Genomic DNA, 16,945 nt, shown 5'->3' with positions numbered 1-16,945 from the left:
TCATCCATAAGCGCAGGGGCACCGCAGACCCCGGGGAGCAGTGGGTCACGATGACCGCAGAGACCCTGACGAAACTACTCTCAGCCCCGCACACCACATGCGGGGCTTCTTCAATGAAGGAGACACCATGACCAGATATGAAGCCACTGCGAGGGTCGAAAAGATCGAGTGGTCGGCCCCAAGCCCATTAAACAATCCCCATGCAGTCGCCGTACTGATAGCTATCCCAGCATCCCAGTTCGCTGGGTTGGACATCTCACGGCCCCTCACCATCACTCAGGAGGGAGCATGAGAAAGCACCGCACGCACACATACGAAACAGAACCGCCGGCAGCGCTCCCGCCACTGCAACCAGGGGAGTCCCTCATGGCCACCTTCCCCGATGATTCACCAGGTGTGCCGACCAGCAGCATGGACAAGCTCATTGACATCAACCATCACCTCATGCGCCGCGTGGAAGAACTGGAAGAAATCGTGGGCATGTACATGGAGCGGGAGGTTCGCGAAAACGTGGAGCGGATGAAAACCCAGGGGGTTAATCATGACGGATGAGTTCGCACTAAGGGACGCTGCGAAAGACCTGCTCAAGCTTTACGTCGCTCTTGACGCCGCAAAGTTTTCCAGCAATCAGCCACGGGGTGAGCGCACGATGCGGCCGGCACCTGGACCACGCCCACCGGCACCTGACGCGATCATCAGCCTGGACGAGGAACTCACATCGAGGTTGTTCGAGATGGTACGTGAGGTCGCCAACCATATCCGCCCCACGCTGATCCTCACCAAGCACGGGCCCCGGCTCTGCTCATTCATCGCCTTCAACGCCCAGGCCATCAGCGAACTAGACGTTGCCCCGGACCTCCTCGAAGAGATCCACGACCAGGCCCGCCAGATCAACAAGCGAGTCAACCCACCCGAAGTGGCCACGCTGATCAAGCAGCCCGAGAAGTACGTCGACATCGAAACCATCACCCGCAACCTCACCCAGCGTGGGCACCAGGTCACCAACCGTCAGGCCCGCGATGTCGCGGTCTACAACGAATTCGACATGTGCAAGTTCACCGACGGTCGAAATGGTTACAAGCTCCTCCAGTTCATCCACCACTACGAGAAGAAGGCCACACCATGAACGACCAGTTGATAGTGCCCCTAGGCGTCCTGCTCATCCTGGCCTCCTACGGGGTAGCCGTCAGGATTGGAATGCTCATACAACATGGCCGGACCACCCTGTTCAATCTTGCCCTTCATGTAGTCATGCTGACCTGGCTCATGGGGTTCGGAATCATCCTCATCCAGCGGGTATAGATTCACCCGTCGCCTTCGTGTATCATGGCACCCAGAGCAACCCCTGTACCTCATCGCGAGGCACAGGGGTTTTGCCATTACAGAGTAAATTGGTCCGGCTAGCCCACGACACGGGCCGATAAGCCACCTACCGCCTCTGATCTCATCAGACCTCAAGCGGTGGGTTATCTGCTTCTCTAGCCCAATCGGCAGAGGCCCCGCACTCAAAATGCGGACAGTCCGGGTTCGACCCCCGGGAGAAGCACTAAGTCCCTGACCCACGACCAACACACACGATCACCAGATCCCGGCCATCGTGCCGGTCATGAGTGAAGACAACCCGATCGTCGGGACAGGGCACAAACATTTATAACTGAATATGTGGGAGGTGAGAGAGCTGATCACCATCACCTCATGCACCCAAAAACGCGCAACAAAATCAGACCTCATGATCCATTGCGCAGACTTACCCAACCCGCACCAAGTGCCCGCGCTACGCCCACGCGACGGACGTGACCACATGGTGAAAGACTGGCTACTAAACCAACCAGGCGTCCAAGACTTCATTGACCGGCAAGTCCGCCTGATCCTCAACACTCGGCCAGACACCGTTACGACAACCTGTGCAGCTGGCAAACACCGATCAGTCATGATCGCCGAAGCCATCGCACAAGCCCTCGAAACCCAAGGGCAACCAGCCAACGTCAAGCACCGGGAACTCGGCAAGCCCCGTAAGCCCCGAGGCAACGACGGCATGGGCAGTAGACACCAACGCCAACGCCAACGCCTCAATGCCCAACTCATAGACGGCACACCCTGCTGGTGGTGCGGACGCCCAATGGATCGCACACATGATCTCCATGCGGACCATAGTGAATCACGTAAGTTCGCAGGCCCCAACGTGTTAGCGGATCGGTTACTCCACGGTGCATGCAATGAGCAACGTGGACATGGTGGAGACCGAGACCACCGCCGGCCAATCCTCGGTGCGGAAGATGCATTCGAGATGCTCCCAATCAGGCTGAAAGGTGGCGGCATCGATGATCGCCACTTGGATGAGCCGAAAACACCAGATTTGCACAGCCCTACAACATGGTTCAAATGGGCATGACCTGGTAAGATAGGAACAATAAGGCACCCGCGATTGCGCTAACAATCCGGGTGCGTGGCCGAACTAATTGAGGTAGCTCGACATGAATAACCATACACTAACCTGCAAAGACTGTGGCAAGGCGAAACCCTCCACCGAGTTCTATAAAGACAAGAGCCGAAGCAGTGGGTACCACCAATACTGCAAAACGTGCGCCTGCGTCCGATCGGCAGAACGGTATCGTAGACGAAACAATGTGGTCATCCCCAAGACTAGGCGTTGCACATTCTGCGCAACGGAGTTCCAACCATCATCAAGTATCAACGTGTATTGCTCGGCGGAATGCAGGGACAGGACACGACGAGTTCTCGACAATCCAGACCATGCACCCCGCCCTAAGGATTGGGGCGAAAAGACCAGAGGGCTCACCGGGAATCAGATCCCCATTCTATGCTGCGCGATATGCAACAATCTGTTCGAGTCGAACCAACCGATGAAACGCACCTGCTCCGATGAATGTGCCACTCAATACACAACACGAACCGACACCACCCGCAGCGATAGGCGACGGGCCCGACTACGGAAGGTCAGGCATGAAACCATCGTGCGCAAAACCGTCTACGAGCGCGATCGGTGGATCTGTGGCATATGCGGTGAAGCAATCAACCCTCATGTCAAGTACCCCGACCGGATGAGCGCCAGCCTTGATCACATCACCCCAATCAGCCATGGAGGATCCCACACGATGGACAATGTTCAAGCAGCGCACTGGATATGCAACGTCCGTAGAGGCGTGAAGCCACTTGATTGCGAGATTGTCGCCGCCTAGATAGCGCCACTTGATAGGCAATGTGGATCAATGGAGACCGTTGGCGATGCCCGCTGGCTGTTTTCCTGAGGCGGTTGGGGTTTTCGCCCCGCCCATTTTCCTTGCGTGAAACTCTCCCTCTCCGAGCGGCTCGCCGGAACGTACACAACGTTTGTGCAGGTCATGGGCATATCTGATAGTTAGGCGGTGGCTTTGTGGCTAGTTTTGAGGACTTGGAGCGGAAGTTGTCCCAAGGTCGCAACTTGATTGGGTTTGATTATGAAGCGGTCAAAACGGTTTCCGCGTTGATTAAGCGCGTTCGGGAAGCAGAGAAGGTCATTTCGGAGGATGGAATCGTTGCCTCCAATGATCGTGGCGTGCCCATTGAGCATCCGGCGGTGAAGGTTGAGCGTGGTGCTTCTGCGGAGTTGCGTGGGTGGGTGAAGGATCGTCCTGATTTGTTCGGTGAGCAGAACGTCGTTAAGCCGCAGGCGGACAAATTCGGGGGGTTCAAAGTCGTGTAGTCAAGGAGGTGTCGGGTGGCGCTTCTTGGGGTGCAGAAACCGCGTTTATCAAGTATCCCGGAGGGGGATCGTGAGCGTGGTGATAAGGCAGTTGCATTCGTCCGGTGGTGCGGGCTGACGCTATACCCATGGCAGGAAGACTTCTTGCGGGATTTATGCCTTACCAACGAGAAGGAAATGTGGGCGGCCCGTAATGCTATTGGGGTTGTTGCCCGACAGAATGGCAAGGGTGAAATCCTGGTGGCGCGTGAGCTGGCCGGGATCTACCTGTTCGGGGAGAAGACGATCTTCCACTCGGCGCACTTCATGGATACCGCGATTGATGCACAGAAGCGCTTGTGGGAAGTCATCGAGGATCACGATGGATTGATGTCGTGGTGGGAAGATGAGGGGCTGGGGGTTCCTCGTAAGACCACTGGCAATGGCAAGGAAGCGATCAGCTTTCCGAACGGTGCGATGATTTACTTCCGTACCAGGACGAAGAAGTCGGGTCGTGGTTTGTCGGTTGAGTTGTTGATCTTGGATGAGTGTTTTGACCTTCCAAAGGAAACGTACAACTCGTTATCGAAGTTGACGCGTGCGCAGGAGAACGCGCAGACGATCTACATTTCTTCTCCGGTCAATACTGAAGAGCATGATCACGGTGCGATCTTTTCAGCGAAGCGATGGGCTGCGATTGATGGTGCGCCGAGGACGTTGTTTAAAGAGTGGTCGCCGGATGATGATGATGATCCGTTTGCGCAGTCAACGTGGGCGAAGTGTAATCCTTCGCTGGTTGATGAGGGCCCGGGGGCGTTGCTTGAAGATATTGAGGATGAGGCGCTTGGGGCTAAGAAGTCTCAGGTGATGTTGGATTCGTTCAAGGTTGAGACGTTGGCGCAGGGGAATTGGGTGCCGCGTGATTCTGATCTGGTTGGTGCTGAGCCGCTAGTTGATTTGAATGAGTGGGGGGTTTCCGTGGGCATGGTGACGCGTGATGATCCTGATTCGACGTTGGGTGTTGGGGTAACTCCTGATGGTGTGGGTGCTGCGTTGGTGGTCGCGGCGTTTGAGGGGGATGTTGTTATTTTGGCGGTTCATCCTTTGACGCAGTTTGATCGTGGTGTGTTGGTTGATGCGGTGTGTGCTGCGACTGAGGCTAATTCGTCGGCTCCACCGTTGGCTGCTGCTATGGATCCTTCGGGGGCTTGTTCGACGCTTATCCAGCCGTTGATGAAGCGTGGTATTTATCCGGAGGAGATGAACGGTTCGCAGGTTTCGCAGTCGTATGAGTTGTTTATGCGGTTGTGGGCTGAGGGTCGGGTTAAGCACGATGGTGATCCGCGTTGGGTGGATGCGTGGCGGGTGGCTACTGAACGGTCGCGTCAGGGTAAGTATCGGGCGTTGGAGCGTTTTAGTGGTGACGTGTCGATCTTGGATGCTGCTATGGCTGCGGTGTGGGCGTTGCAGGAGTTCTCCGAACCTGAGGATGTTTCAGTGGTGCAGAAGAAGAAGTTTGTTGGGTCGGCTCGTCCTGCGAAGAAGACTAATTATGCTGCTGTGATGCAGTTCTAGAGGGAGGTGGGATCATGGTTGAAAGCACCTCTCGTGAGGTTGGTTATGCTCGTCCGGCGAGGAATCGTGCGCTGGAGGAAGATAACCGGGCGTTGGTGTTCCCGCGGTCTGCGCAGACGTTTGCGAAGATGTTGCGTGAGGATGCTCAGGTCACGGCGATTTTCCGTGCAGTGTCTTTGCCTATTCGTCGTGCGAATTGGCAGCTGGATCCGAATGGTGCACCGGATGAGGTGGTCGCACATGTTGCGGAGGATTTACGCCTTCGCGTCCGTGGTGATGATCCCCATAAGCCTCTTTCCCCGCGTGCTGGCCGTGTGTCGTGGGAGAAGCACCTCGAGCAGGCCTTGTACGCGCTGATCTTCGGCCATATGTTCTTTGAGCAGGTGTATGAGGTTGGCCCGGATGGGCGGGAGCATCTCCGCAAGCTCGCCCCGCGGTGGCCTGGGACCCTGACGAAAATCAACGTCGCTGACGATGGTGGCTTGGAGTCCATCGAGCAGCAGGCATCAGGTGTGGGGAAGAAGTCTCACACCCCGAAAATCCCGGTGAACCGGCTGGTCGCATATTGCTTCGATGACATGGGTGGACAGTGGGTTGGGCGCTCAATCCTGCGCCCTGCGTATAAGAACTGGGTTATCAAGGATAGCCTGTTGCGACTGGAGCTCAACACCTTGGACCGAAACGGTATGGGTGTCCCGGTCTATACCGGTAGTGAGTTCTCGAATGATCCTGATGGTGACCTTGAGAAGGGCCAAGAGATTGTTGAGGGGTTCCGGTCGGGTGAGTCCTCTGGCGCGTCGATCCCCGCGGGTGCGAAGCTGGACGTGAAGGGCACGTCGGGGCAGCTGATTTCCCCGCGTGAGGCGATCGCGTACCACGACAACATGATGGCGCGTTCGGTCATGGCTCACGTCCTCAACTTGGATGGCAAGGGCGGTGCGTACGCACTTGCCAGTACCCAGAATGACCTCCTCGTGCAATCCCTGCAGACAATGGCTGAATGGGTGCAAGACGTTGCCACACAGCATGTAGTAGAAGACCTCGTGCGTGTGGCATTCCCTGAACACAACGGACTGATGCCGCAGTTGGTATTTGATCCGATCGCATCTAAGAAGGAGATCACCCCAGGCGATCTCGCGGGCTTGGTTAACTCCAAGTCAATCTTCCCCGACAAGGATCTGGAAGAGGACCTGCGCCGACGCTGGACGCTCCCGCCGAAGCAGAAACTCTCCGATGCCCTGCAGTCAAAGAAGGATCGTGCAGACCTCGAAGATCAAATGGGTGTGGCGCTTAAAGATCCGGAACCTGGCACCGCGCCGGGTGATCAGGGGGAGTTGATGACGGTTGATGATGTGGAGCGTACTGCGGAAGTAAACGCCCGGTATCGCCGGGTGAAAAACGACACGGTCCAGATCATGGACCACTTGAAGGAGGTGACCGTACCGTGAGTGAATTGTTACTTTTCGGTGAGGTCGGCTGGGAGATTAAAGCCCAGGATGTCATCAATTACCTGACCAGCATGGCCGGGGAGGATGTGTCCGTCCGCCTGAATTCCGGCGGCGGGGATGTCTACGAAGGTATCGCTGTGATGAATGCGCTGCGTGCCCATGACGGCCAGGTCACGGTCATCATCGAGGGGCTGGCAGCGTCGGCAGCGTCGGTCATCGCCTGCGGTGGCGCCAGCCATGTCGTCGTCCGCCCGAACGCGGAAGTCATGATCCATGAGGCGTGGACGTGGGCCGATGGTAACGCTGCTGACTTGTCCAAGAAGGTCGAGGACCTTAACCGGGCATCGCAGAACATCGCCGAGGTATACACCGCCCGCGCCGGTGGCACCTCTGATGAGTGGCGTGATCGGATGCGGGCGGAGACCTGGTATTCGGCACAGGAGGCTCTTGATGCTGGCCTGGTCGATGAGATCAGGGATGCCCGCGCCACGTCAGAGTCGGAACCGGTGGCGGCATCGTACGCGCCCCGGATGGTGGCGCACTACAAGTACTCGGGTCGGCGGTCTGCGCCTGCCCCCATTAATCAAGCCCCGGTGGGGCGAGAAAAGGAGACCACAATGAGTTTGAAGGCTCTCGCCCAGGAACTGGGCTGGGATGCGGGGGAGCTTAAGACAGCTCTCGCACGTCTTAAGAATGAGACTGTCCCGATCTCCGGTGAGGTCGAGGTGTCGTACCCGGATGATGTGAAGATCGTGCCGACGGAACGGATCAAGGTGGAGCCGGTCATCGGCGACAAGCCTGCCGAACCTGCAGAAGGTGAGGATGTTGCACCAGTCGGTGATGGTGTGGGTACCGTCGATGAGGGCGACGATGACCCGGAGTCACCTGCAGGTGAGGTTGCCCCGCCAGCACCTGTTTCCAGTGAGCCACTGGTCAACAAGAAGGTTCTGGATATTGATACCTATGAGGAGCTGAAAGCTGCTGCCCAGTTCGGTTGGTCAGCAATGGAAGCCAAAAAGGAAACCGACCTCGTGACCGAGGTTGATACGTGGATTAAGGATGGTCGTATTTCCGCTTCCCTGCGGTCTAAAGCTGTCGCTGCGATCAAGCGTGACCCTGCTACTGCTCGTGACCTTTATGGTGCGAATCCGAAGAACACTATCCCGCGTGGCGAGATCGGTTACGGCCGTGACGCGAATGCTGGTGAAACCCCCAACGTTCCAAGTGCCGAAGCGCTCCTGGAGCTTGCCAAGTCCCGTCGTTCCGGCGCTAAGTAGATCGAGGAGATCTCATGTCTAACCCAACTTTTGTTTCTGGCCCTATTTCTTTCCCCGCTGCTATCGCTCTCGAAAAGTTCCGGCTCGTGGCGGTCAACGCTGATGGTGCCCTTGAATACGCGGGTGCTGCTGGCCCGGTGTTCGGTGCTGTCACTGAGAAGGCCGATCCAGCTAACAATGCCCTGCCAACTACCGTTGCAGTTCACTATGGCACGTCCGCTGTGAAGCTGACCGTCGCTGGTGGTGACGCCGCTGCGATCAAGGCTGGGGCTGCTGTGTATGCAGCAGCCAACGGTGAAGCAGCTGCCACCGGCACTGTCCTCGTCGGTGTGGCCGCCCGTGACGGTGACGGCACTCGTGTTGTGACCGTCCTCAATCAGCTTCCCGCCGCTCCTGCTGGCGTTTAGCAGAAAAACCTAGATAGGAGAATTGCACCATGGCAACTATTAACTCTGCATTCGATCAGCTCAATGGACTGTCCGTTGATGAGATGCTGGCAAACCCAAGTTTCCTGCCGGAAATTTTCAAGGAGTCATTCAACGGCGAAGAGGCCCCGCGCCTGTTCTTCCGTGATTTGACTGTCAATTCCAATGTGATCGCGTACCGCGAAGCAACCGCCACTTACCTTGAGGATGAGGTGGAGAACGTTGCCGAGTACGGTGAGATCCCGGTTTCTGATCCGACTGCCGGTGAGTGGCTGACCAAGCCGATTGAGAAGTCCGGTATCGGTATTCGTGTGTCGTGGGAGCAGCGCAATGACAATGATGCGGATGCTGTTCTGCGTGAGCTGACTGCCCGCCAGAACACCCTGCTTCGCAAGGATGCGCGTGATGCTCTGGCAGCACTGGATTCCGCCCCGACCCAGGAGCTGCAGGTGACTACCCCGTGGAACAATGGTGGTAACGCTTCCGCTGATCTCCTTGACGCCCAGGAGCTCATCCTCGGTGCTGAGGATGAGGAAGGCCACTACTACGAGTACATTCCGAACGTGCTGTGGGCCAACCCAATGACCCTGACTGTGATCAAGCGTGACCCTGAGATGCTGAAGCTGTACATCGGCGACATGGCTTCCCAGAACCCACTGTTCAAGGCTATCGCTGATCAGCCACTGCTGTTCGGTCAGATCCAGCTTGTGTCTGACTTCTCCGTTCCGAAGGGCACCCTGTACCTCGGTAATGAGGGTGTCACTGGTGCTCGTGCTCAGCGTGAGGAACGCCAGATCACGGACTTCTACGCTGAGCGTGGTGAGTCCACCCTGGGTGGTGCGAACATGTCTTACCGCTCCGATGCTGTTCACCGTCGTAACTTCATCATTGACAACCCGAAGTCCGTTGTGAAGATCACGGGCGCGGTGGTTTAAGTGAAGGTGGTTCTGGTGAAGGCGATGCGGTTGGCTCCGCGTACGCCTATTTGTAAGCCGGGGCAGGTGGTTGAGATTGATGAGTCCATGTTTGAGCGGTTCCGTGGGCAGGGTGTTTTCGTTGAGGATGAGGTTGTTGAACCTGATGCTGAACGTGATCCCGAACCTGCGGTTGTCGCTGATGTGGATGTTGTTGACGAGCCAACCACCGCGCCGGGTAATGCTACCGGTAAGCCGAAGCCTACGGACAGTATCGAGAAGCAGCGCGAGTACGCCACCAAGCACGGTATTGACCCTAAGGGCCTTTCCCGTGCGCAGTTGGTTAAGGCTATCCGAGACCTTTAAGGAGGTTGGCCGTGGCACTTGTGACAGTTGATGATGTGGTGTCGCGGCTGGATCCACGCCCTGACCCACTAACCCACGACCGAATCCAGCTGCTGATCGGTGATGCTGAGGACAAGATCAGGCGGGCTTTCCTGAAAGCTGGCCGCGATTTCGATGCAGCATTAGTCACTAGTCGATGGCTTGAGTCGGAGGCTGAGGATGTCATCCGGGAGATGGTGTCCGCTGCGATCATCATCGGCCCGAATGCTGGCGTGAGGACTGCTACGTCCTCGACTGGTCAGGAATCAGACAGCATCACCTATGCGGATGTTAACGCCGTGTCATTCGGTGGTGTGCGACTGACCGATCAGCAGAAGATTGATTTAGGTCTCGGTGGTGGGTTGCCTCGTGGGAGGTTCCCGTTCCCTCGTCGATGGCCGGAGCGGATCCACCGTGGCTGAACAAATTATTGTGCTCGGGTCCGGTGGTGGTCGCGATGATGATGGTTACCCGATCCCGGGGGCCCCTGATCGTCCAGTGCAGATCAAGACTGTGCAGCCACTGTCCCTCGATGAGATCGCTGAGGATGACAGGCAGGGTGTGCGTGATGCACTACGGGTCTGGGCGCACCCGGGGGAGTCTGTGAACCCTGGTGATCGTGTGAAGATCCGTGGGTTGACGTATCACGTGCTGGCGACTGCGTGGGATTGGTCGCAGAATCGACGCCCGGTTCTGTCTCGTCATCGTCCTGGTGTCGTTTTCGACTGTGTGAGGGGTGCCGGCTGATGGCTGAAAACGATGGTTACCACAGCATGGATGAGCTATACGACTACCGCATGGCTTATAACGCGCTGCTCTTCAACAAATGGGCATGGGACGGCATCCACGATGTTCATAAGTCATGGAAGCACTCAGACGGCGAGTTGTGCTTTGGTGGCGGCTGGTTCATCGTCTGTGCCACCACCCGATGGGGTCTCATCACTAACCACTATCCCGCTAAGCATTGGCATCTATTCGACGTTCCTGAGCGTGAACTGCCCGTTGAATATGACGGGCATACCCCGCAGGATGCGCTGCGCCGATTGATTCGCACAATCGAGGATGATTTGTGATGGCTAAGAATGACGGTATCTGGTTGGACATTCCTGACGAATGGTTTGAGGAAGTCCTCGAGATGACGTACCCGGCGGTGGAGGAAGCTGGCAATGCTGTTGCCAGTTCAATCACTGGTGTGGATACGACCGTGATGATGAAGCGTGACTACGAGGGCAGGCCTGTGGCGATGGTTGCTTTAGCTGAGGCTAAGGGAGCTGCAATGCAGGCGAAGCATGGGACTCTCACGAAAGCTGCAGCGAATCAGGGCTTAAGCGTCGTCCGATACCCACCAAGATAAGGGGGTTGTGATGGTCAGCATTTTCGAGCAACGCAATGCCCCTGAAATCATCCGGCGTGGGCTGCGCGTATTGCTCCCCGATCACCGGTTCCTGGCTCAAACCAACCCTGGGATGGATCCATTCACTGATCCGTATGTCACGGTCATCAGTGCGGGTTCCCCCGGGGGAAGTAGCGTCACCGACTCCGAAAACGTGCACATCACGGTGTACGCGGGGTATGAACCCGTGGCCCGTGACCTCGCAGTCCTGATCGATGGACTACTCCTAAGCCCCAGCATTGACTGGGGTTTTTCCATTTCCCCCGGCCCTGGGTTGATCACAGCCCCGGATGATGCCACTAAAGGCTTTTTGGCAGCGATCACGGTGGTTGCTGCTTCACCAAAAAATGAAAGGTTATTGCAATGACTGTTCCTATGGGTCCAGCTTCTGCTCGTAAGCGCAATATCAATATTTGGAAGAAGATTCGTGTTTTCACCGCCACCGAAGCTGACGCGAAGGTTGGTGCTGATGGCACTTTCGACCCGCTGGTGTGGGGGTATGTTGGTGTGATGGCGTCGGGTTCCAACATGAACCGCGCACCGGAAATCACCCGCGATCCGATCAACGCATTCGGCAATGAGTTCATCATGAACAACATTGACTTCACAAAGGATGTGCGAGTTGTAACGGCTCTCGAAGACAACGCGACGAGCTTTGCGATTATGCACCCCGGCTCCGAGTACGTCGAAGAGGGTGCCAGTGTGCTGATGGCCCCGCTGCGTGACGCTGAGGTCATTGTCGCGTTCGAGTCCACTAACTCCTGGGGCGATAAATACATCGAGATCAGCCGTGAGTTCGCGACCGCGTATTCCACCGCAGGTCAGTCTCGTGCTGACGATGGTGCCGCAAGTGCTGAGATCACGTTTGAGATCCCCATGGGTGACGATGAGGGTCTTTATGACCAGCTGATTATTCGTGCGGATGATGCTGCGATTGTGACTCCTCTGGATCCAATTCGTATCGAAGCTGCGTAGTTTTACCCGGTGCTCGGGAATAACCGTGGCAGGCCGCCCGAGCACCTTTGCCTGCCCACAAACTTTTGATAACTAAAAATGAAAGGGTCTGCCATGACTGCTGCAAAGAAGAGCACTACTAAGCCTGCTGAACCTGAAATTGTTGAGGATGAGGGTATCACCCCAACCCCAGCGGAGCAGGAAATTCAGGCAGAAGAAACCGACGCCATTGGCCCGCGCACATTCACTGTGGAAATCGACGGTGAAGAAATCGAGCTTGAAGACAAGTGGGAACGCGACAACCCGCCCGGATCTCTCGCGATGATCTCTAAGCCGCAGTACGCAGAGAAGTACATGGTGTCACTTCTGGAGCAGCTTGTCGGTGAGGATCAGCTGATGTACCTGTTTTCTGTCGGCGCTGACGTGGAAGAGCTGGGCAAGGTTGTTGCTGCGTGGTCTGAGGAGCGTGGCGTAAAAAACTAGCAATGCTCACGATGATTCGTGAGCATGAGGATCTACTGGAGGCTGACTTCCAGCGTTTTTACCAGGTTGATTACCGGGATCGATACCGGGCTGGTGGGGGATGTTCCCGACTCACTCTGCGTCGTTTGATGGTGCTGGTGGGGAGTCTCCCACCGGAAAGCGCCTACATCTCAGCTATTGAGGGTCGGCTCCCAATCAGTGAGCAGTCTGCTGCTGTAGGGGATGTTTTCCATGCATTGACTGGCAACCCGTGGCATCGGTGGGATGCGCTTAAGAGGCGGCGGGATGAAGCCGAGTTTCAGGAACTGGTTGAGCAGGAGCGCGCTGAGGCGCGTGCTCATAACACGATTTATTTGCAGGCTCAGAGAGCCCAGCAAGCCAACTAAATAGGAGGCTCTCATGGCGATTACTCCCGGCTACGCCGTTTTGCCAATTTCCGCGTCCCTTTTGGGCGTGACCGATGAGCTGCGTAAACAGCTGGTTGGCCCCACCCAGAAGGCCTCCAAGCAGGCTGGTGATGCGATCCGCAAGAGTATGACGGATGGTGTGGACCAGGCGGCGAAAAACACGGAAAAAGCTCAGTATCGTGTTCTCAAGTCTACTCAAGAGCTAGAGACCGCCGAATCGAAACTCACCGAGCAGAAGCTCAAGACCGAAGCTGCCAATAAGGCTGTTGAGGCTGCTGCCCGGGTGCGAGCTGAGTCGGAGTCGAAGGGTGTCGCCGCGGTTGAGAAAGCGGAGGAGGCGCTGCTTCGGAAGCGTGCTGCTGCGGAGCGGGAAGCGCGCAACCTGATTAAGGCCGAAGAGGGCGTCGAGAAGGCTCTTACTGAGTCGGCGCGTGCTGCTGAGAGCCTTGAGAAGCGTCAGGGTGAGCTGGATGCGGCTAACAAGGACGCGGAGAAGTCCTCCCGGGGCTTCATCGCCAGCCTGCAGGATATGGGCACTGAGCTAGATGAGACTGCCGAGAAGTCTGCCGGGTTCGGAGACAAGCTCATGTCTGGTCTGGGGAAGGTCGGAACCGGTGCGCTGCTGGGTGTTGGCGCAAAAATTGGGTCAACGGTAGTTGGGAGCATCGGAACTGCCTTTGAAAAGGGCTTTGGGCGTTTGCAGTCCATTGAGCAGGCGGAGACGATGCTGGGTGGTCTTGGTAATTCCGCTGAGGGTATTGCGGAGATCATGGACAACGCCATGGATTCCGTCAGCGGTACCGCTTATGGCTTCGGTGAGGCTGCTTCTATGGCCGCGACTTTTGCCGGCGCTGGCATTGAGCAGGGTGAAGAGCTTACCCGAATTCTGTCCCTGGTCGGTGATAGTGCCGCGATCACGGGTGCTGACTTCCAGGAAATGGGTTCCATCTGGACGAAGATGGCGTCTAGTGGCCGGCTGTCCACTGATGAGATGAATCAGATGATGGACCGTGGCCTGGGTCTGCTCCCGGAGCTGCAGAAGCATTACAACGTGACGGCCGATGAAGCCCGCAAGATGGTTTCTGATGGCAAGGTCAGCTTCGAGGATTTCTCCGAGATTATGGAGAACATGGTCGGCGGGTCATCGCAGGCTATGGGTGAGACGTTCTCCGGTTCGGCTGCAAATATGCAGGCGGCCCTTGGGCGTTTAGGTGCTAAATTTCTTGATCCTATTTACGCTAATGCACCTGCTGTTTTCCAAGCCATTGGTGGTGCCGTCGATAAGCTCGGTGAGCACTTGTCCCCGTTGATCGCTGACTTCTCTGAGAAGCTTGCCCCATACATGGAGGATTTTGCTGAGCGTCTCGGACCGGCACTAGAAAAATCCATTGACAATATCGCCAATGGCTTCAAGGTCTCCGTGGAGTGGATCCGCGAGAACTCTGAATGGCTGAAAGCTTTGGCGGTCAGCGTCGGCACTGCAGTGACTGCATGGAAGCTCTGGACTCTTGGCATGAAGGCTCATAACACTGCTGTCCTCATCGGTGAGAAGGGTTGGAAAGCTTATATTGCTTCCACGAAGATTGCTACAGCAGTAACGAAGCTTTTCAATAAGGCAACAAAAGCCAATGTGATCGGCCTTATTGTGACTGCGGTGGCTGCTCTGGCTGCTGGCCTGGTGTATTTTTTCACCAAGACTGAAACCGGGCGGGAGATGTGGGAGAAATTCACCACCGCGCTCGGGGAGGGTTGGGATTGGGTCACTGAGAAGCTTAGTGCTGGCTTTGAGTGGATTTCCGGGGCCTGGGATTCCCTGACCGGGGCGTTCAGTGCTGGGTGGGAGAATTACATTAAGCCGGTGTGGGATGGTCTGGTCACTGCTGGTAAGTATGCTGCGGCGATTTTAGGCACCCTGGTTTTGACGCCCATCATGGTTGCGTGGAATCTCCTTTCTGATGCGTTTAAGGTTGGCTGGGAGACCGTAATTAAGCCGGTGTGGGATGCGTTGTCTGCTGCAGCTACATGGCTTTGGGAGACGATTCTTCAACCGGTGTTTACTTCCATTGGGGATGGTTGGCAGTGGCTATCTGATCGATTCACTTCGGTGTGGGAGCTGATCAAAACCGGTGTGTTTGATGCATGGAATTGGTACATCGACCGTGTGAAGGCGAACTGGGAACTAGTCGCCGGCGCGTTGAATGCAGCGTGGACATTGGTCAAAGATACGTTCCTTCCGATCTGGGATACGATCCGCACCGCGGTGTTCGACGCTTGGAACGCTTATGCGGACCGGGTGAAAGCGAACTGGGATGTTGTGACCACTGCCCTCGGTGCCGCGTGGAACGCTGTCAGGGATGTTCTAGGTGCTGGTTGGGATTGGATTCGGGACAATGTGTTCTCCAAGTTCAATACCGCGATTGACCTGATGCGCTCAGGTGCGGAGATCGCCATGGATGGTATCGGCAAGGCGTTCGATTGGCTCCGTGAGAAGACCGCGAAACCGGTCAACTTCGTCATCGAGTACGTCTACGGTGGCATCCGTGAGGCTTGGGGTGCTGTCGCTGGGCTTGTCGGCCTCGATGAACTGCCGAAGATTGAGAAGATCGGCGGGTTCGCCGAAGGCACAGCACGTGTTCCGGGTGCACGCACCCGCCATGACAACATGCACATGCGCTCCATGGATGGTCGCTTCGGTATCAGCCTGCGTGGTGGTGAGGGTGTTGTAGTCCCTGAGGTCGTGGATGCTCTCGGTGAGGGCACCATCAATAATCTGAACCGTGTTGCTTTGCAGCGTGGTGTGGGTGGGGTGCACCATTATCTGGAGCACCTGGGTGGCTTCTCTCAGGGCGGCATCATTGATTCAATGATGGGTTTTGTGAATAAGCACTTCCCAGGGCTGTCGATGACCTCGGGTTGGCGCTTCACCGATACGGGTATGCACTCTCGTGGGCAGGCTGCTGACTTCTCTAACCAGGTTCAGGGTGGCCCGTCCACCCCTGAGTCGCGTGCTTTGGCGAGGGCTATTTACACGAACTTCCCACGACAGACTGAGCAGCTGATTCACTGGCAGGAAGACGGCTGGAGGAACCTGTTGTCTGGTCAGCCGTTTAATTACGGTGAGCCGACGAACTCCCAGCATACTGACCACGTGCACTGGGGTCTGTTGAATCCGCTGAATTATGACGCGGATGAGCTGGACCTTTCCGGTGGTGGTGGAGGGATTTTCGAGTCGATCACGAACATGGCGAAGCGGCTGTGGGATGGGGTTATCGATAAGATCCCCGGGTTCCCTGGTGCTGACTCCTTGGGTAAGTTCGGGCAACTCCCGGCGGCTTTCCTCAAAAAGGCTGCATCGTCCGCGTGGGACTATATCAAGGGTTTGGCAGATAAGCTCATGTCCTTTGGTGGTTCCTCCGGTGGTGGAGCTGAGCAGTGGCGTGGCCTGGCATCACAGGCACTCAAGCGTATGGGGTATGGGGATGAATACCTGGACGCGATGCTGCAGCAGATTCAGATTGAGTCCACTGGTGATCCGAATGCAGTGAACAATTGGGACAGCAACGCGGCCCGTGGCACTCCATCCCGTGGCCTTTTGCAGGTCATTGACCCAACCTACCGGGATGTCCGTAATCGGTACCCTAGCGCTTTTGAGGGGTTGCCTGATGACTCGACCCACCCGCTGACGAACCTGGTTGCAGGTGTTGGTGCAGTGAAGCGTGACTGGGGTGGTCCTGGTGGTCGCTGGCCAACCAAGGATGGTTACCACGCTGGCGGGTTGGCTGGTGTTGGTCAGGGGTGGTTGAGGAAAACTGCGATCGAACCGGAGATGGTACTTGATCCGCAGATGACGCAGGCTTTCATCCAGTGGATGGATGTGGCGCAGGATGTGGCACGTGCTGTCGGGCCTGATGCTGCGTCTGCTGGGCGTGGATATTTGGAGTCTCAGGCCACGTCAGTGCTGGATGTTTTTGGTCTGGGTGGCCTCGTACCGCTGGGGTCTGGT

Annotated in this window: 23 protein-coding genes, 1 tRNA gene and 1 pseudogene; 21 read left to right on the top strand and 4 right to left on the bottom strand. The window is 56.6% G+C overall.

Annotated features, from left to right (window positions below; all coding sequences use genetic code 11):
* Positions 1 to 288: 288 nt before the first annotated feature.
* Positions 289 to 552, top strand: a complete 264-nt coding sequence (locus tag Q0M74_RS07730; protein WP_293953110.1) for a hypothetical protein — start codon at positions 289 to 291, stop codon at positions 550 to 552.
* Positions 542 to 1,126, top strand: a complete 585-nt coding sequence (locus Q0M74_RS07725; RefSeq protein WP_293953108.1) for a hypothetical protein — start codon at positions 542 to 544, stop codon at positions 1,124 to 1,126. Before Q0M74_RS07730 ends, Q0M74_RS07725 begins: the two co-directional genes overlap by 11 nt.
* A 20-nt stretch (positions 1,127 to 1,146) precedes the next feature.
* Here the strand turns inward: Q0M74_RS07725 and Q0M74_RS07720 are convergent, their stop codons facing one another.
* Positions 1,147 to 1,308, bottom strand: coding sequence for a hypothetical protein (locus Q0M74_RS07720; RefSeq protein ID WP_293953106.1), 162 nt, complete (start codon positions 1,306 to 1,308; stop codon positions 1,147 to 1,149).
* A gap of 164 nt (positions 1,309 to 1,472) precedes the next feature.
* Here Q0M74_RS07720 and Q0M74_RS07715 point away from each other — a divergent pair.
* A tRNA-Leu gene (locus Q0M74_RS07715) sits at positions 1,473 to 1,546 on the top strand.
* A gap of 114 nt (positions 1,547 to 1,660) precedes the next feature.
* A pseudogene (locus Q0M74_RS13905) lies at positions 1,661 to 1,948 on the top strand (RNase adapter RapZ); the annotation flags it as partial.
* Here Q0M74_RS13905 and Q0M74_RS07710 read toward each other — a convergent pair.
* From Q0M74_RS07710 to Q0M74_RS07700, 3 genes are all read right to left on the bottom strand, one after another.
* Positions 1,925 to 2,143, bottom strand: coding sequence for a hypothetical protein (locus Q0M74_RS07710; RefSeq protein WP_293953104.1), 219 nt, complete (start codon positions 2,141 to 2,143; stop codon positions 1,925 to 1,927). The pseudogene Q0M74_RS13905 and the gene Q0M74_RS07710 overlap by 24 nt on opposite strands.
* A 54-nt stretch (positions 2,144 to 2,197) precedes the next feature.
* Complete coding sequence (locus tag Q0M74_RS07705) at positions 2,198 to 2,332, bottom strand: hypothetical protein (RefSeq protein WP_293953102.1); 135 nt, start codon at positions 2,330 to 2,332, stop codon at positions 2,198 to 2,200.
* Between the two features lie 616 nt (positions 2,333 to 2,948).
* Positions 2,949 to 3,131: a hypothetical protein gene (locus Q0M74_RS07700; RefSeq protein ID WP_293953100.1), complete on the bottom strand. Its 183-nt coding sequence runs from the start codon at positions 3,129 to 3,131 to the stop codon at positions 2,949 to 2,951.
* Here Q0M74_RS07700 and Q0M74_RS13900 point away from each other — a divergent pair.
* From Q0M74_RS13900 to Q0M74_RS07620, 17 genes are all read left to right on the top strand, one after another.
* Positions 3,063 to 3,200 (top strand): HNH endonuclease, encoded by a 138-nt coding sequence (locus Q0M74_RS13900; protein ID WP_366088027.1) that lies wholly within the window; start codon positions 3,063 to 3,065, stop codon positions 3,198 to 3,200. The two genes, Q0M74_RS07700 and Q0M74_RS13900, sit on opposite strands and share 69 nt — an antisense overlap.
* A gap of 194 nt (positions 3,201 to 3,394) precedes the next feature.
* Complete coding sequence (locus tag Q0M74_RS07695; RefSeq protein ID WP_293953098.1) at positions 3,395 to 3,703, top strand: terminase; 309 nt, start codon at positions 3,395 to 3,397, stop codon at positions 3,701 to 3,703.
* A gap of 15 nt (positions 3,704 to 3,718) precedes the next feature.
* The gene (locus Q0M74_RS07690; RefSeq protein ID WP_293953096.1) at positions 3,719 to 5,257 is read left to right on the top strand and encodes a terminase large subunit domain-containing protein; all 1,539 of its coding nucleotides are present in this window, start codon (positions 3,719 to 3,721) and stop codon (positions 5,255 to 5,257) included.
* Positions 5,258 to 5,271: 14 nt separating this feature from the next.
* Positions 5,272 to 6,705 carry a hypothetical protein gene (locus Q0M74_RS07685; protein WP_293953094.1) on the top strand — a complete coding sequence of 478 codons (1,434 nt, stop codon included), beginning with the start codon at positions 5,272 to 5,274 and terminating at the stop codon, positions 6,703 to 6,705.
* Positions 6,702 to 7,982: a head maturation protease, ClpP-related gene (locus Q0M74_RS07680; RefSeq protein ID WP_293953092.1), complete on the top strand. Its 1,281-nt coding sequence runs from the start codon at positions 6,702 to 6,704 to the stop codon at positions 7,980 to 7,982. Before Q0M74_RS07685 ends, Q0M74_RS07680 begins: the two co-directional genes overlap by 4 nt.
* A gap of 14 nt (positions 7,983 to 7,996) precedes the next feature.
* Positions 7,997 to 8,389: a hypothetical protein gene (locus Q0M74_RS07675; RefSeq protein WP_293953090.1), complete on the top strand. Its 393-nt coding sequence runs from the start codon at positions 7,997 to 7,999 to the stop codon at positions 8,387 to 8,389.
* Between the two features lie 29 nt (positions 8,390 to 8,418).
* Positions 8,419 to 9,342 carry a hypothetical protein gene (locus tag Q0M74_RS07670; RefSeq protein ID WP_293953088.1) on the top strand — a complete coding sequence of 308 codons (924 nt, stop codon included), beginning with the start codon at positions 8,419 to 8,421 and terminating at the stop codon, positions 9,340 to 9,342.
* Positions 9,343 to 9,408: 66 nt separating this feature from the next.
* Positions 9,409 to 9,687, top strand: a complete 279-nt coding sequence (locus Q0M74_RS07665; RefSeq protein WP_293953086.1) for a hypothetical protein — start codon at positions 9,409 to 9,411, stop codon at positions 9,685 to 9,687.
* 11 nt (positions 9,688 to 9,698) lie between these two features.
* Positions 9,699 to 10,127: a Gp19/Gp15/Gp42 family protein gene (locus Q0M74_RS07660; RefSeq protein WP_293953084.1), complete on the top strand. Its 429-nt coding sequence runs from the start codon at positions 9,699 to 9,701 to the stop codon at positions 10,125 to 10,127.
* Positions 10,120 to 10,452 (top strand): hypothetical protein, encoded by a 333-nt coding sequence (locus Q0M74_RS07655; protein ID WP_293953082.1) that lies wholly within the window; start codon positions 10,120 to 10,122, stop codon positions 10,450 to 10,452. The genes Q0M74_RS07660 and Q0M74_RS07655 overlap by 8 nt, the downstream gene beginning before the upstream one ends.
* Positions 10,453 to 10,478: 26 nt before the next feature.
* A complete protein-coding gene (locus Q0M74_RS07650; protein WP_293953080.1) occupies positions 10,479 to 10,778 on the top strand; it encodes a hypothetical protein in 300 nt (99 codons plus the stop codon).
* Positions 10,778 to 11,059, top strand: a complete 282-nt coding sequence (locus Q0M74_RS07645) for a hypothetical protein (protein WP_293953078.1) — start codon at positions 10,778 to 10,780, stop codon at positions 11,057 to 11,059. The genes Q0M74_RS07650 and Q0M74_RS07645 overlap by 1 nt, the downstream gene beginning before the upstream one ends.
* Before the next feature lie 10 nt (positions 11,060 to 11,069).
* A complete protein-coding gene (locus tag Q0M74_RS07640; protein ID WP_293953076.1) occupies positions 11,070 to 11,465 on the top strand; it encodes a hypothetical protein in 396 nt (131 codons plus the stop codon).
* The gene (locus Q0M74_RS07635) at positions 11,462 to 12,073 is read left to right on the top strand and encodes a hypothetical protein (RefSeq protein ID WP_293953074.1); all 612 of its coding nucleotides are present in this window, start codon (positions 11,462 to 11,464) and stop codon (positions 12,071 to 12,073) included. Before Q0M74_RS07640 ends, Q0M74_RS07635 begins: the two co-directional genes overlap by 4 nt.
* A 93-nt stretch (positions 12,074 to 12,166) precedes the next feature.
* A complete protein-coding gene (locus Q0M74_RS07630) occupies positions 12,167 to 12,535 on the top strand; it encodes a hypothetical protein (protein ID WP_293953072.1) in 369 nt (122 codons plus the stop codon).
* A gap of 2 nt (positions 12,536 to 12,537) precedes the next feature.
* Positions 12,538 to 12,921, top strand: coding sequence for a hypothetical protein (locus Q0M74_RS07625; protein WP_293953070.1), 384 nt, complete (start codon positions 12,538 to 12,540; stop codon positions 12,919 to 12,921).
* A 13-nt stretch (positions 12,922 to 12,934) separates the two neighbouring features.
* On the top strand, positions 12,935 to 16,945 hold a 4,011-nt coding region (locus tag Q0M74_RS07620; protein ID WP_293953068.1), incomplete at its 3' end, for a tape measure protein.

Origin of the sequence: uncultured Corynebacterium sp. (assembly GCF_945649885.1) — a bacterium.
GTDB lineage: Bacteria > Actinomycetota > Actinomycetes > Mycobacteriales > Mycobacteriaceae > Corynebacterium.
Note: the sequence above shows the minus strand (reverse complement) of the source record. Positions and strands in the feature narration are given on the sequence as shown.